Origin of the sequence: Halorientalis marina (assembly GCF_023028345.1) — an archaeon.
GTDB lineage: Archaea > Halobacteriota > Halobacteria > Halobacteriales > Haloarculaceae > Halorientalis > Halorientalis marina.
Map to the genome: position 1 here is coordinate 2,760,209 of NZ_CP095487.1, position 14,801 is coordinate 2,775,009.

Here is a 14,801-nt window from a genome sequence, read left to right on the forward strand (position 1 = left end):
GCAATGAGTGCTTTCATTCGGAGCGTCCTCCCGCTGGGGACGGACGCGGGTGACCGTCTCAGTCGTCGTTGCCGACGCGGCTGACTGTCTCAGTCGTCGTTGCCGACGCGGATGACCTGCACGAGCGAGTAGACGGGGACGCCCTCGATCTCGTCGGTCCCCTGTTTGTCGACGAGGACGACACAGGCCACGGGCTCGCCGCCCTGGTCGCGGATGGCCTGGACCGTCTCGGTCATCGTCGTCCCGCTGGTGATGGTGTCGTCGACGACGTAGCACTCGCGGTCGCGAATCTGGGCGAAGTTCCGCGAGAAGGTCCCGCCGAGGTCGTCCATGTCGTCGTCGTCCCACTGGTGTTTTCGAGGGGCGTAGGTCCCGAGGTCGGTGTCGAGTTCGCGCGCGACCGTCGTCGCCAGCGGCGCGCCGGCCTTCTCGATTCCGATGGTGAGGTCCACCTCCTCGCCCTGTTTCGAGAGGAGGTCGGCCATCGCCGAGCCGACGTGGCCGAGCCGATTCGAGTCACGGCCGATGGCGTTCCAGTCGACGTGGATGTCCTCCGGGCCGCCGGGACCCTCCTGGGCGACTGCCGCCGTGCTCTTCCCGCTGCGCTCGACCAGCCAACTGGCAGTCTCGCGAGAAACGTTCAGCTCGTCCGCGATCTCCCCCTTCGAGAGCCCGCGGTCCGCCAGCTCCGCGGCGCTCGTCATCAGATCGTCGATGTTCTTCATATCCCCGTCCTTGACACGCCGTAATAAAAGCGGTTTGGGGCTCGCGCCGCGACCGCGGCGGCCCCGTCAGACCCGACACCGAATTTCAGCTGTACGGTATTCCACCAGATCTCCCTAACTTCGGTAGCTATACTCCCTCGTTCGCTAACTCTGGTAGACACTTCTGGTGGATTTAAGATGCCGGGGTCGCTCTGTCCGGGTATGCGATTCGAAGACAAGACAGTGTTCGTCACGGGAGCGGGGTCCGGCATCGGCCGGGCGACCGCGCTCCAGTGCGCCGAGGAGGGCGGCCACGTGATCGTCACCGACATCGACGAGGAGGGGGCGGAGGAGACCGTCGCGCAGATCGAGGACCTCGACAACGGGAGCGGCGAGGCCCACCGCCTCGACGTGACCGAAGCCGAGGAGTTCGACGCGATGGTCCAGGCCGTCGCCGAGGAGTCCGGCCTCGACGTCATGATCAACAACGCGGGAACGGGCCACCCGCCACAGTTCATGGACGACGTGACCGAGACGACCCGGGACTACGTCATCGACGTGAACATCAAGGGCGTCTGGAACGGCTGTAAGGCCGCCCTGCCGGTCATGAAAGAACAGGAGTCCGGCGCCATCGTCAACGTCGGCTCGCTCGCGTCGATCTTCGGCCTGCCGCGACAGGCCGCCTACTCGCTGACCAAGGGCGCGGTCCTGAACATGACCCGCGCCATCGCCGCCGAGGTCGGCCACTACGACGTCCGGGCGAACACGGTCTGTCCCGGCTTCACCGACACCCAGATGGTCCAGACGATGCTCGCGGCCTACGACGACCCCGAGCAGGCCCGCGAGGACCTCGTCTCCGGCTACCCGCTGGGCCGCCTCGGCGAGGCCGAGGAGATCGCCGACGCCATCTGCTTTCTCGCCTCCGACGACGCCTCCTGGATCACCGGCGAAGGGCTCGTCATCGACGGCGGCTACCGGGCCGCCGGCGGCGGGTAATTCGGTCGCCCCCGCTCACTGATACGCCGCAAACTCTTCTCCGAACGCGAGGAAGACGACGACGCCCACCACACCCACGGCGGTCGCCAGTCCGAACGCCAGTTCCGGCGAATACGCGTCGTAGAGCCACCCACCGAGCAGCGCGCTCGGTATCGTGACGGTGTTTCTGAGGAGGTAGTACGCGCCGGTGACGCGCCCGCCGGCGTCGCGCTCTGCCGGGCCGACGATCAAGGCTTTGTGGGCGGGGAGGCCAGCGAAGCGCAGTCCCGAGAAGGCAAAGAGCGCGGCGACGACGAGCGGGTCCGCGGGAGCGTTGATCAGCAGGACCGGGAAGACGGCGTAGACGGCGAACCCGATGGCGACGACGGGCTTCAGCCCCACGCGCTCGGCCAGTTTCGCGACGGGGACCATGCTCGCCAGCGCGATCACCATCTCGACGCCCAGCAGGACGCCGAAGAAAGCGTCGGGCGAGAGCCGGCCCACGACCGGGAGGGTCACTCCCACTGCCAGGAACTCGGTGACGACGATGACGAAGAAGACGTAGACCATCCCGTTCGCGAAGCGGACGAGCGTGTCCCCCACGAGCAGGGGCGGGAGTTCGTCGGGCATCGCCCGCAGGTCCGCGACGACCTGGCCGACACCTTCGAAGGAGTCACCGACGGTGTCGTCGCTCGCGTCGTAGAGGAGATGCTGGGCGACGGTCGCGACGAGGCCGAAGACGGCCGCGACCGCGAGGACGTACTCGAAGCCCTGCGCGAACCCGAAGGCGGCGATCAGCGCCGCGGCGAGCAGGGGGCCGACGAGGAAGGCCAGCCGGCGAACGGTCTCGGTGCTGGCGAAACCGGTCGCCAGCCGCGAGGGGACGACGCTCTGTTTGACGATAGCGAAGGTCGCACCCAGCCCGAACGACTTCCAGGCCTGGGCGAGAAAGAGGCCCAGGAAGACGCCGATGGGGAGGACGACGCCGTCGACGTCGACCGGGCCGACGGTGAACCCGGGCAGGGTCACGACGCCGAAGACGGGGGCGAACAGCCAGACGAGGAAGCCGACCGTCGAGGCCAGCCCAAAGGCCGTCAGGGCGATCCGGGAGCCGATGCGGTCGGAGAGCGCGCCGCCGGGATAGGGGTAGACGGCGCTGACGAGGTTGCCGACGCTCCCGTAGAGGCCGATTGCGACGCCGCCGGCGCCGAGCAGGCTCATGTACCGCGGGAGGTACCGCCCCGTCATCTGGAAGCCCAGCGAGAAGGCGAACATCGACAGCGAGAGGACGAGCACGTCGCGTTCGAGCGCGAAGAACTGCCGGAGCGTCGCGCGTGCGCTCGGCGCGGCGTCGGCGGTCGCCTCCTCGGCCGTCGCGTCGGCGTCGGCCATACGCCCCCCTTGTGAGCGGTCGCAATTAAATCGGGCTTCCGGCGACTCCGGAGCGCTCCGGAGTGCTATCGAGACGGGCGCGTCGGGCCGTCGGCTTCGTGCGTCAGCCCGGCGGCCCCCCGAGTCAGTCCCGACGGCGCGCGATGAGGGCGAGCGCGAGCACTGCCGCCAGGAGCGCCGGGAGGCCGAACCCGGGACCGAAGCCGTTAGAGGGTTCGGTCGTCTCCGCGGCCGTACTCGTCTCGGTCGCGGTCGCCGTCGTCCCGCTGAAGCCCTGAATCGTGTACTCGGTGCTCATACCCTCGTGGGAGGCCGCGATGGTGTGTTCGCCCTCCCCTTCGACCGTGAACGTGAGCCGTCCCTCGCCGTCCGTCTCACCGACCGTGTTCCCGTCGAGCGTCACGCTCACGTCCGAGATGGGGTTCCCGTACTCGTTCGTGATGCGGACACTGACCGGTTCGCCGGTGACCACGCGGTCGGCCGAGGGCGTGATGTTGAGTTCCGGAGCGCGATTGATCGAGAAGTTCACCGTTTTGGGCTGTTCGTCGACCCTGACCGTCCGGGACGCCTCGGTGTAGTTCTCCTTGGTGACGGTCACGTCGTAGTTGTCGTTGACCGGCACGGTGGTCGAGGTCTCGCCGTTCTGCAGGGTCGAGAGCCCGCTCGTGATCCCCTCGATGGAGATGCGTGCGTCCTGTACCGGCCGTGGCGAATCGAAGCGGTCGTCGGTCACGTCGAAGGTCACCGAGACCGACCCGGACTCGATCTGCATCGACTCGCTGACATCGCCGTCGACCTGCAGGTCCGTCCGGTTCCGGAAGTACCCTTCACGGAAGACGACGAGGCGGTACTCGCCCTGTTCGACGGTGGGCGTCTCCAGCATCCCGTTCTCGTCGGTCCGGGCGTTGACGACCGGTGTCCCGCTCTGCCACAGGCGAACGACGGCGTTGCTTAGCCGGTCGCCGTCCGTATCGAAGACGGTGACCGTCGCCGAACCCTTCTGTGCGACGCCGATCTCGACGCGCTGGCCCTCGGCGCTCTCGATGACGTAGGGCTGGTTCCTGACGTACTGGTCGCTCGTGACATCGAGTTCCACTTCCGCCCCCCGCGGCACGTCGATGAGTGCCTGCCCGTTCGAGCGCGTCGTCTCCGTGGTGTTCCCACCGTCCCAGGAGGCCCTGATCGTCGCCCCGCCGACGCGCTCGTCCGCCTGGTTAGCCACCGTCACCGTGAGAGTTACCTGCTCGCTCTGTGCTGCGGTCGGCATCGGTACCGCCGCGACCGCCACGACGACCGCGACACACACGACGGTTGTCCGTCTCATACAGTGATAACTCGGCAAGCAGTGATAAACCTCTGTCGGCAGTCCGCAGGCAGTAAGAAACGACTACGCCGGTATCCGTCGACTACCGGATGCCGCCGCTCGGGGCGCCGGGGGAACTCCCGCCGATGTCGGCCGCCGTGGACTCGACCTCGTCGGGACTGATCGTCGGGACCGGCCCGGGAATCGTCCGCGCGAGTGCGGCCGCCGCGACGCCGTGTGACAGCGCCGTCCCGATACTCTCGCCGGCGAGACGGCGGCCGAGGAATGCCCCGGTGAAGGCGTCGTGTTGCCCGGTCCGGTCGACGCCCGTCGTCTCGACGGCCTCGCGCTCGTGAATCGTCGCGTCGTGCCACGCGAGCGCCCCGTGTTCGCCCCGCGTGATGACGACCGTCTCGAAGTCGTACTCCGAGGCGACCGCGTGGGCGATCTCCCGGGGCTTGCCCTGCTTTTTCAGGACCCTGCCGGCGTCGTCGTCGTTCACGACCAGCACGTCGACGGCCGGGAACACCGCTTCGAGCGTCTCGCGTGCCTCGTCCCTGTCCCAGAGGTCGGGCCGGTAGTCCATCCCGAGGACGGAGGTGCCGCCGGACGCTCTGAGGACGGCGTTTGCCGTGTCCACGACGGTCTCGGACAGCGCCAGCGTCTCGCCGCTCAGGAACACCGCTTCGGCGTCCTGGATGCGCTCCATCGGGAGATCACCCGGCTCGACCGTCTCGATGGCCGTTCCGTGGCGGTCGTCGATGACCACGTTCTCGCGGGGTGTCTCGCCGCCCTCGTAGAAGGTCAGCCCCTGGCGGTAGTCGCCACCTTCCGTCCACGTCACGGCGGTCGTCAGGCCGTGGCTCCGGAGCTCGCCGACGACGCGCCTGCCCAGCGGGGTGTCGGCCATCTTCGAGGTCCAAGTCGTGTCCGTCCCGAGTCGACTCGCCGCCACGGCGACGCTGCTCGCAGCCCCTGCGGCCCAGGCGTCGAACGTGTCGACCGTCTCCAGCCGGCTGTCCCGCGGCGGTGACAACCGCAGTGCTGTCTCGCCGAACGTCACCAGATCCGTCATACACGCGGCCTCGTACGGCGGGGGTTTAGTTGGTCCGGTCGTTTCAGCCCGCGAACACCACCGGGAACCGCACGCTTGCGGCCGGTTGCTGCCGTCAGTTGCTCCCTCCGTGGCCGGGGTAGTCCCGCTCGAAGCGGGCCTCGATCTCGTCGCGGTCGAACTCGATCACGACCGGACGGCCGTGCGGACAGGCCCAGGGGTTCGCACACTCGTCGAGGCTGGCGAGCAGATCGACGACCGTCCCCTCCGTCAGCGACGTGTTGCCCGTGATTGAGGGGTAGCAGGCCATGTCCGCGAGCAGGTCGTCCGCGACCGCGTCGACCGTCTCCGCGGCCGCCGCCTCCCCCGTGACGAACGCCGAGAGGACGTCCCGGACGAGGTCCGGCCCCGCCGCCTCCGCGACGAGTTCGGGAACCGTCCGCACCGCGACGGTCCGGTCGTCGGTCCGCTCGGCCCGGAAGCCGAGCCGTGCCAGGGCGTCCTCGTACTCCTCGAACAGCGCCGCTTCCCGCGCGGTCAGGGAGAGTTCGACCGGCTCTGCGAGCGCCTGCGCGGCCGTCTCGCCGGCGAACCGCTCGCGGAGGCGCTCGTAGTTGATCCGCTCGTCGGCCGCGTGCTGGTCGATCAACACGAGCCCGTCGGCCGTCTCGGCCACGACGTAGGTGTCGTCCAACTGGCCCAGCACGCGCATCGTCGGCAGTCGCTCGAACGACTCCCGCTCGCCGGCGGCCCCATCCGTTTCCGCTGCGCCCGTCCCGAGCCGCGCCTGCTCCGTCCCCGTCCGGAACCGGCGCGTGTGCGGGTCCGCCGCGCCGTCGGGAGCCGTGCCCGCGTCGGCCGTGTCCTCGCTGGTCCGCCCCGCACCGCCCGCGTCCGGTTCCGCGTCGCTCGTGTGCGTCGCCGCGTCGTCAGCACCGCTCGTCGACGCCGCCGAATCGGGCTGTCGGTCCCCGGCCGGTCCCGTCTCCCGGATGTCGTCGGGGCCGATGGGGTCGCCCTCGTCGGTCGGTGGCGCTGGCGGCGTCTCCGCGGCGCGTCCCGTCGCGTCACCGGCCTGCCGTTCGTCCGCCGTCGCGTCACCGGCCTGCCGTTCGTCCGCCGCCGCGTCACCGGCGCGGCCCTCGTCGGCCGCCGCCGCGTCGTCGGCGGACCGCCCCGAGGCCCCCGGGTCGTCACGAGTCGGCGTGATTTCGGTCTGGTCCAGCGCGGAGCGGCCGCGTGGGGCCGACGAGCGGACCAGCCCCTCGCGGAGGAGCGCGTCCTCCACGGCGGACCTGACCTGCTCGCGGACGCCCTCCGGGTCGGCGAAGCGGACCTCCATCTTCCGGGGATGGACGTTCACGTCCACGGTGTCGCCGGGGATGTCGAGGAAGCAGACGGCGAAGGGATAGCGGTCGGCCGCGAGCTGGCCGCCGTAGGCGTCGACGACGGCGTCCCGGACCGTCGACGAGCGCACGTATCGGCCGTTGACGTAGGTCGTGACGTATTCGTTGCTCGCGCGGTTGGTCTCGGGGTGGCTGACCAGGCCCGAAACGCCGTCGAGCGGGCCGTCGGGGAGTTCGCCGCCCCCCTGCTCGTCGGTTCCTTGCTCGTCGGTACCCACCTCGATCATCGCTTTCGCCACGTCACGGCCGTAGACGGCCATGACAGCGCTCTGCAGGTCGCCCTGCCCGGTCGTGGCGAAGGTCTCGCGGCCGTCGTGGTCCAGCGAGACGGCCACGTCCGGGTTCGCGAGGGCGTAGCTCGTCACGATGTCGTTGACGTGGGCGAACTCCGTCCCGTCCTGCTTGAGGTACTTCCGCCTGGCGGGGACGTTGTAGAAGAGGTCCGCGACCTCGATAGTCGTGCCCGGCGGACGGCCCGCGGGTTCGACGCTCGTCACCTCGCCGCCCTCGACGCGGAGTTCGGTGCCGTGGGTCGCTCCGCCGTCGGTCCCGTCGGTTCCGGCCGTCGCATCGTCGCGGGGTCGCGTCGTGATCGTCAGCCGCGAGACCGCACCGATGGCGTGCAGGGCCTCGCCGCGGAAGCCAAGCGTGCCCACGCCGGATTCGAGGTCGCCGATATTCCGTATCTTCGAGGTGGTGTGTTCCTCGACGGCCCGCCGGACCTCGGATTCGGTCATGCCGACCCCGTCGTCGGTGATGCGGATGGCCTCCTTGCCGCCGGCCTCGACGGCCACCGCGACGCGGTCGGCGTCGGCGTCGAGACTGTTCTCGACGAGTTCCTTGACGACCGAGGCTGGCCGCTCGACCACCTCCCCCGCGGCGATGCGCTCGACGGTCTGCTGGTCGAGTTCCCTGATCCGACCGTCCTCGCTCATTGCTCGCCCCTGGGGGGCTTACGCACTTGAGGGTGCCGACGCCGCGGTGAAAGTTATATGCCCCCCGCCACAGGGGCCGGTATGCGACTCGAAAACGAGACGGCGTTCATCACCGGCGCGGGGTCCGGCCTCGGCCGGGCCGCCGCCGAACGGTTCGCGGCGGAAGGAGCGACCATCGTCGCGGCGGACATCGACACGGACGGCCTCGACGAGACGGCCGACCGCGTCGCCGACGCTGGCGGCGAGGTGACGACCCACGAACTCGACGTGCGCGACCGCGAGGCGTTCGCCGCGGCCGTCGACGCGACCGTCGAGGAGCACGGGCTCGACATCGTGCTGAACAACGCCGGCATCAGCCACGGCCGCACCGACATGGAGACCATCGAGGACGACCTCCGCGACCGTGTCATCGACATCAACGTCAAGGGGGTCTGGAACGGCTGTCGCGCCGCCATCCCCCACCTCAAGGAACAGGGCTCGGGTGCCATCGTCAACACCGCGTCGCTGGCGGGCGTCATCGGCGCGCCGAAACTGTCGGCGTACTCGCTCTCGAAGGGTGCGGTCGTGAACTTCACACGCTCCATCGCGGCCGAACTCGGCCCCCACGGCGTCCGCGCGAACGCGGTCTGTCCCGGCGTGACCGACACGCCGATGCCCCGCGAGGACTTCGGCCAGGGCAACTGGGAGGAGACGAAAGCGGAGATGGCGAAGCAGTATCCGCTCCGCCGGCTCGGCGAACCGGAGGACGTGGCGAACGCGATGCTGTTTCTCGCCTCCGACGAGGCCGACTGGATCACCGGCCACGCGCTCGTGATCGACGGCGGGTACTCGATCTCGTGATCGGCGGCCACTGACCGCTCACCGTCACCCCGACCGTTCGCGGCGGTCGGCGTCGCTGCGCCCGGTAGCGCCGCCTACGTGACGAAATCACAAGCTAGATATGGGAGACCGCTAACCGATTGCACGCATGCGGAGACAGCGATTGGTCCCCTACTGCTGTCTCGTCGCCCTGCTCTGTCTCGGGGCCGCCGCCATGGCGGCGCCAGCAGCAGCCGACGGGACGGCCACGACTGCATCGGACGTTCGGACTGTCGCCCAGTCCGACTCGAATCAGACGTTCAACAACACCGGATTCGTCGCGCTCACGCGGGCCGATGACGGCTCGCTGTACCTCGCCGGTATCTCCGGCAACTTCAGTCCGGCGACGGGCGGTGCCGGCGGGAGCGCGACGCTGATCAAGCAGGCACCCGACGGTTCGTCGGCGTGGACGCGGACGTTCCCCGTCGGCGGCTCCAACACCACGAGCGTGTTCATGGCCGTCGAGCCCGGACCCAACGGCGGTGTGTACGGCGTCCAGATCTCGTACAACCGCTCGGGGGGTTACTCGCCACCGAACGCGACGCTCATGCGGGTCAGTGCCGGCGGGACGGTCCAGTGGCGCGAGCCGTTGCCGTCCGGGACACTGAACAACCGACAGCCGCTGACGGCTACCGACAGCGGTATCATCGTCGCCAACCGGACGCGGGACGGACTCGAACTGTTCCGGTACGGCCCGGACGGTGACCGGGACTGGACCGAGAGCTACGACGTCAGACCCGACCGGGTCTCCGTCGACGCGGTCGACGACGGTTACCTCCTCTCGGGGACGGTCGACTTCGAGTCACCGTGGCTCATGCGGATCGACGAGGCCGGGACGGTCCAGTCCAACACGACGTTCCCGAGCACCGAAATCGGAGACGTCGCCGACGCCGTCCCGACGCCGGACGGGGGCGTCGTCCTGGTCGGGTCCGGCAGCGGCTTCGGCGGCACGACCAGCCCGGTCGCCGTCGGCGTCGGCCCCGACGACACGGTTCGCTGGACCCGCGTCGTCGGGAGCACCAGCGAGAACCGTATCAGCGACGTGCTACGGACGGACGACGGGTTCGTCCTCGTCGGCGGCGAGGCGTTCGCCCGGACGGGGCCGACCGAGACGACGCTCACCGGCGTCGGCTTCGACGGGGCCGTCCAGTACCGGACCAGCGTGCCCGGCTTCCTGCAGGCCACCGTCACGCCCGGCCCCGGTGACCGGCTCACGCTCGCGGGCCTGACGGAGCGGAGTCGGCGGACCCTGGAGAGCGGTGTCCGTACGGTCGCGCTTCCGAGCCCCGACCCGGACGCGAGCGCCGAACTGGAAGCCGACGCCGGCATCGACTCCGGCGACACCAGCTACCGCGGGCAGAACCTCCTGCTTCAGAGCCCGCGACGGGCCGGGGAGACGGTCGAAATCGTCTCGCTGCCCGGCGAGTACGACGACTTCGAGCCCCACGTCGCCCGGCACGTGACGCTCGACCGCAACGGCCGAGCGATCGTCGAGACGGCGTCGCTCGCGGAGGGGCGATACGTCGTCGAGATCGACGACGAGCCGGTCCTCGTCGAGAGCGGGTCGGTCGTCACCACGAGCGGTCGCGAGGACGCGAGCTTCGAGCTGCAGAGCCACGACATCTACAGTTACAGTCGCGGCTCCGAGGAGGGGCAGTTCGTCGACCGCGCGGCCGGCGAGGAGACGGCGACCCTGACGTGGGACTCCTCGCGGCGTGACTACGTCGCGCAGGTCAGCGTCAGTCGGTTCCGCGGCGACGCGGTGTCCGAGTCGACGCTAGAGGAGTTCCTCGGCGGCGCCGACGGCTTCACCGGGACGACGACGGTGAACGGCGTCCCGGTCGCGCTGATCGAATCGGGCGAGGAGATGGAGGTGGACGCGTCGGTCACCGCCCTCGACCCCGGAATGTACGACGTGCGAATCGGCGGTGCCGACACCAGCGAGGTCGGCGACTCCGAGACGACGCGGGTCGTCGTCGGGACGACCGAGCGCCGGCCGCTCTCGGTCTCCATCGGCGACGAACCCGTCGAGGTGTCGGTCGGTAACGAGACCGAGCGCAACATCACCGTCTCGGGCGTGACCCACGGGGTCGCCGCGGCGTCGATGAGCGCCAACGTGAGCGGCCAGCCGCTGGTCGATCTGAACCTCGGCGTCGAGATCAACGGCACGCGGTCGAGCGGGAGCGCGGGCCGCGGACCGGACTACGCGGAAGCCGGGGCGAGTTCCCTCGGCGGCGACACGGCCAACGGCACGATCACGCTCGGCACGCTCGGCGTGGGTGCCGAACCCCGGGAGATCGACCCCGACGCGAACACGACCAACACGGTCACGTTCGGCATCGACTGGGTCGTCGACGAGCGGGGCATCCCCTACACCGTGCCCGACTCGATGGCGATCACCGTCGAGGTGAGCGACATCGAGAACGCGACCGGCGAGACGCGCGAGCGCCCGCCGCGGCCGCGACCGGGAGCGAGTGCGGGAGCGCACGACTGAGACCGCTCTCTCAGTCCGCCTCTGCGACCGCCGAGGGATCGGCGGTCGCGACTTCCGAGGCCCCACGCGGGAGACGCACGACGACGCGTGCGCCCCCGGGCTCCTCGGCCACGAACGAGAGGTCGCCGCCGGTTCTCGTGACGCCCCAGTAGACCGCCCAGAGGCCCAGGCCGCTCCCGTGTTCCAGCGGCGACTCCTCGCCGTCCCGGATGACGGCCCGCTCCCGTTCGGGGATACCGGGGCCGTTGTCCGCGACGGTCACGGCGACGGCGTCCGGCCGGTCCGGGTCCACGTCGGCCGTCACGTCGACGGTCGGCGTCTCGGCGTCGTTGTGTTCGGCCGCGTTCTCGACGAGGTTCCGCAGGACCGGTTCCAGGATGCGCTCGTCGACGGGTACCGTCAGCGTCGGGTCCACGTCGGTCCGGATAGCGACGGCCGGGAACGCGGCGCCGACGGTCTCGATAACGGACTCGACGACCGTCGCGAGGCGCGTCGCCTCGCCGGCGCGTGGCGTCACGGACATGATCTGCTCGACCTCGCGGGCGCGCTCCCCGAGGGTCACGAGGTCGTCGGCGGTCGTCAGGATGCCCTCGGCGAGTTCGTCCTCGTCCCGGTCGGCGTCGGTCAGCAGTTCGGCGCGGCCGATGATGCTCGTCATCCGGTTGCGGAGGTTGTGCCGGAGGACGCGGTTGAGGACGGTCAGCCGCTGCCCGCGGAGGCGCCGGCGAGTCACGTCCCGGACCACGACGGCGCGGCCGGGCGTCCGGCCGTGGCGGTCCTCGACGGGTGCGACCGCGCCCTCGAAGTGACGGGTCCCGCCGCCGACTGCCAGTTCGAGACAGCCACCGCCAACGAACTCGTCGACGTCGGCGCCCACGACCGCCGCGAACGGTTCGGTCACGGCCGCCTCGGGCGACGTATCGAACGTCTCGGCGGCGCTGTCGTTGAGCCGGACGACCCGGTCCTGGCGGTCGACGACGAACACGGGGTCGGCGAGGTCGTCGAGGACCGTCTCCGGGCCGAGGGTGCCGGCCGCGGGCGTCGCCTCGAACAGCCGCCCGGTCGAGACGACGAACCCCGCGGAGAGGGCGCTGATGGCGTAGCCGCCCGCCGTCGCGCCGAGGAACGCCGTCGCCGGGACGGCGTCGAAGACCGCCGCGGTCGCGAGGTAACAGAGCCACGGCCAGAGGGCCACGAACGACAGCGCGACCCCGAGCGTCGTATCGAGGTGCGCGTAGCGTCGGCAGGTCCGCAGGAGGAGCCCCGTCGCCGCGACGACGAGGCCCGCGGCGTAGAAGATGGCGAGGCTGTCGGCCAGGCTGGCGGCCTCGTAGACGAACCCCGGGTAGGTCGGCGAGCCGGCCATCGCCCCGCCGCCCATCACGCTCGCCGTCGCCATCGCAGGGGAGAAGACGACGAAGGCGCTCCCGGCGATGCCGGCCGCGACCGGGGCGAGGAAGGCCAGTCGCTGTCCCGTCGTCGCGAGGTACGGCAGGCCGTAGTACTCCACGACGAAGGCCACGAACGCGACCGGGATGAGCGTGTACGCGAGCGCCCACACGAGCGAGAGCCCCGCGATGTTCGGCGCGACGACCCCGTCGGCGACCGCGAGGAGACCGACGACGGCGAGCAGGCGGACGAACGGCCGCGTCGCGCTGCCGCTCTCCGTCCGCCGGACCCAGACCGCCATGCTCAGCAGTGACAGTCCCGCGCCGATCAGTACCAGCCGAATCGCCGTCAGTACGTGTTCCATGTTGCTCCCTCCACTGTCCCGTTGCCGTCGCGACCGAACCTGTTCGCGACCATGACAGTGTGACTCGGGGACACCATCAAGAGGGTTGTCCGAACTCCGTACCAAATTCGTCGGGAATGTGTACCAACGGCGTCAAACCGGCAAAAGGCAGCGAGGAGTAAAATTTACTCCTCGGTGAGCTTGAACTTCTGAATCTTCCCGCTAGCGGTGCGGGGCAGGTCGTCGATGAACTCCACCTCGCGGGGGTGTTTGTACTCGGCGATGCGGTCAAGGGCGAACTGCGTGATGTCCTCGGCGGTCACGTCCTCTCCGGGTTCTGCGTCGGGCACGGGGACGACGAAGGCCTTCGGGACTTCGTTGCGGCGCTCGTCGGGGATGCCCACGACGGCAGCTTCCGCGACGGCGTCGTGTTCGGTCAGCAGCTCCTCGATCTCGCTGGGGTAGATGTTGTAGCCCGCGGAGACGATGACGTGTTTCTTCCGGTCGACGATCTCGTAGTAGTTGTCGGCGTCTCGGCGAGCGATGTCGCCGGTGCGGAAGTAGCCGCGTTCGGTGAACGCCCGCGCGGTCGCGTCGGGCATATCGTGGTAGCCCTTCATCACCTGCGGGCCGCGGACGAGCAGTTCGCCCTCCTCGCCGGGCTGGACCTCCTCGCCGTGCTCGTCGACGATCTTCGAGTCGGTGATGCGGAGCGGCTGGCCGACGGTCCCCTCGCGGGCGCCGAAGACCGCCTCCTGTTCGGAGTGGGTCGCACCGTTCGTCTCGGTCAGACCGTACCCCTCCGTGATGTCGACGCCGGCGGTCGACTCGAACTCACGCTGGACGGCGACGGCCATCTTCGCCCCGCCCTCGCCGGCGATCTCCAGGCTCGTCAGGTCGTACTCCCCGAAGCTCTCGTCGTTGACCATGTCGACGTACATCGCGGTGACGCCGACGAAGTGGGTGATGCCGAGGTCCTCGATGGTCTGCATCGCCGTCTCCGCCTGCCAGCGAGCCGGACTCCGGAGGTAGACCGTTCCGCCGTACACCAGCGGAACCCACGTGCAGTGGGTGAACCCCGTGATGTGATAGAGGGGCAGTTGGACGAGGCTCTTGGTCTCCTCGGGCGGGAGTTCGCCGTTCAGGCCGTCGATGCCCTGCGTTCGGACGTTCTTGTGGGTGAGCAGGACGCCCTTGGGTCGGCCGGTCGTCCCCGAGGTGTAGGGCTGGAGCGCGACGTCGTCGGCCGCGCGCTCGACGCGGGTCGGCTCCCCGGCCACGTCCTCGAAGTGGGTATCCCCCTCGGGGACTTCCTCGCGGTCGCCGGAGGTGACGACGAGCGGGTCCACGTCGGCCTCGTCCAGGGCCTCGCTGACGTTGTTCCGGAGCATCCAGTGGGTGATAACGGCGTCGGCGTCCGTGTCCTCCAGCTGGTAGACCATCTCCCGTGGCTTGTACTGGGGGTTCATGAACGAGATCGGCGTTCCGGCCTTCAGCCCACCGAGGACGCTGACGATGTACTCGGGCCTGTTCGGGTGATAGAGGACGATCCGGTCGTCCTCGTCGAGGCCGAGGTCGTGGAGGCCGCCCGCGAAGGCCGCCGCCCGCGCGTTCAGTTCCGCGTGCGTGATCTCCTCGCCACCCGCCTCGATGGCGGTGTGGTCGCCGTGTAACTCCGCGGTGCGGTCGTGGAGACCCGCCGCGTTCCCGGTCAGCGGGTCGTCGCCGAGGTCGTCGACGTGCATGACATTCGCTATCAGTGCCCACTGATTTGAATGTTGAGGGTGGTCCGGGTCCTGGGAGGGTATCCGGGAAACTGTCGCGAGCGTTGCGGACCCGGACGTGGCCGGGAGTCTCCACGACTCGGGCCTGGTGCGCGACCTGACGGGCACGCCCGGGTGAGTGCGAACACGTTCGGCAGGACTGACTGGCGGGGTGAGGCCGTACC

General features: G+C 69.7%; 10 protein-coding genes. 3 read left to right on the forward strand and 7 right to left on the reverse strand.

The window, feature by feature from the left end; genetic code table 11:
* Window positions 1-89 precede the first annotated feature (89 nt).
* On the reverse strand, window positions 90-725 hold the full coding sequence (gfcR, locus tag MUG96_RS14205; RefSeq protein ID WP_246983759.1) for a transcriptional regulator GfcR: 636 nt from the start codon (window positions 723-725) through the stop codon (window positions 90-92).
* A gap of 201 nt (window positions 726-926) precedes the next feature.
* Between gfcR and MUG96_RS14210 the strand changes: the two genes are divergently transcribed.
* The gene (locus MUG96_RS14210; protein WP_246983760.1) at window positions 927-1,700 is read left to right on the forward strand and encodes an SDR family NAD(P)-dependent oxidoreductase; all 774 of its coding nucleotides are present in this window, start codon (window positions 927-929) and stop codon (window positions 1,698-1,700) included.
* Window positions 1,701-1,715: 15 nt separating this feature from the next.
* On the opposite strand, the gene MUG96_RS14215 is transcribed toward MUG96_RS14210, so the two are convergent.
* The 4 genes from MUG96_RS14215 to mutL form a co-directional block, all read right to left on the reverse strand.
* Complete coding sequence (locus tag MUG96_RS14215) at window positions 1,716-3,071, reverse strand: MFS transporter (protein WP_246983761.1); 1,356 nt, start codon at window positions 3,069-3,071, stop codon at window positions 1,716-1,718.
* 124 nt (window positions 3,072-3,195) lie between these two features.
* A complete protein-coding gene (locus MUG96_RS14220) occupies window positions 3,196-4,395 on the reverse strand; it encodes a peptidase associated/transthyretin-like domain-containing protein (RefSeq protein WP_246983763.1) in 1,200 nt (399 codons plus the stop codon).
* A gap of 82 nt (window positions 4,396-4,477) precedes the next feature.
* Complete coding sequence (locus MUG96_RS14225; protein WP_246983765.1) at window positions 4,478-5,449, reverse strand: sugar kinase; 972 nt, start codon at window positions 5,447-5,449, stop codon at window positions 4,478-4,480.
* 94 nt (window positions 5,450-5,543) lie between these two features.
* On the reverse strand, window positions 5,544-7,769 hold the full coding sequence (gene mutL, locus MUG96_RS14230) for a DNA mismatch repair endonuclease MutL (RefSeq protein WP_246983767.1): 2,226 nt from the start codon (window positions 7,767-7,769) through the stop codon (window positions 5,544-5,546).
* Window positions 7,770-7,850: 81 nt separating this feature from the next.
* On the opposite strand from mutL, the gene MUG96_RS14235 reads away from it, so the two are divergent.
* Window positions 7,851-8,609: an SDR family NAD(P)-dependent oxidoreductase gene (locus tag MUG96_RS14235; protein ID WP_246983769.1), complete on the forward strand. Its 759-nt coding sequence runs from the start codon at window positions 7,851-7,853 to the stop codon at window positions 8,607-8,609.
* A gap of 127 nt (window positions 8,610-8,736) precedes the next feature.
* Window positions 8,737-11,121: a hypothetical protein gene (locus tag MUG96_RS14240; protein ID WP_246983771.1), complete on the forward strand. Its 2,385-nt coding sequence runs from the start codon at window positions 8,737-8,739 to the stop codon at window positions 11,119-11,121.
* 10 nt (window positions 11,122-11,131) lie between these two features.
* On the opposite strand, the gene MUG96_RS14245 is transcribed toward MUG96_RS14240, so the two are convergent.
* Window positions 11,132-12,874, reverse strand: a complete 1,743-nt coding sequence (locus MUG96_RS14245; RefSeq protein WP_246983773.1) for an ATP-binding protein — start codon at window positions 12,872-12,874, stop codon at window positions 11,132-11,134.
* A gap of 164 nt (window positions 12,875-13,038) precedes the next feature.
* Window positions 13,039-14,598: a class I adenylate-forming enzyme family protein gene (locus MUG96_RS14250; protein ID WP_246983775.1), complete on the reverse strand. Its 1,560-nt coding sequence runs from the start codon at window positions 14,596-14,598 to the stop codon at window positions 13,039-13,041.
* Between the last annotated feature and the right edge of the window lie 203 nt (window positions 14,599-14,801).

Excerpts from the sequence above, each read along its gene's own strand:
- gfcR (WP_246983759.1), bottom strand. The coding sequence starts at position 725 with ATGAAGAACATCGACGATCTGATGACGAGCGCCGCGGAGCTGGCGGAC.
- MUG96_RS14210 (WP_246983760.1), top strand. The coding sequence starts at position 927 with ATGCGATTCGAAGACAAGACAGTGTTCGTCACGGGAGCGGGGTCCGGC.
- MUG96_RS14215 (WP_246983761.1), bottom strand. The coding sequence starts at position 3,071 with ATGGCCGACGCCGACGCGACGGCCGAGGAGGCGACCGCCGACGCCGCG.
- MUG96_RS14220 (WP_246983763.1), bottom strand. The coding sequence starts at position 4,395 with ATGAGACGGACAACCGTCGTGTGTGTCGCGGTCGTCGTGGCGGTCGCG.
- MUG96_RS14225 (WP_246983765.1), bottom strand. The coding sequence starts at position 5,449 with ATGACGGATCTGGTGACGTTCGGCGAGACAGCACTGCGGTTGTCACCG.
- mutL (WP_246983767.1), bottom strand. The coding sequence starts at position 7,769 with ATGAGCGAGGACGGTCGGATCAGGGAACTCGACCAGCAGACCGTCGAG.
- MUG96_RS14235 (WP_246983769.1), top strand. The coding sequence starts at position 7,851 with ATGCGACTCGAAAACGAGACGGCGTTCATCACCGGCGCGGGGTCCGGC.
- MUG96_RS14240 (WP_246983771.1), top strand. The coding sequence starts at position 8,737 with ATGCGGAGACAGCGATTGGTCCCCTACTGCTGTCTCGTCGCCCTGCTC.
- MUG96_RS14245 (WP_246983773.1), bottom strand. The coding sequence starts at position 12,874 with ATGGAACACGTACTGACGGCGATTCGGCTGGTACTGATCGGCGCGGGA.
- MUG96_RS14250 (WP_246983775.1), bottom strand. The coding sequence starts at position 14,598 with ATGCACGTCGACGACCTCGGCGACGACCCGCTGACCGGGAACGCGGCG.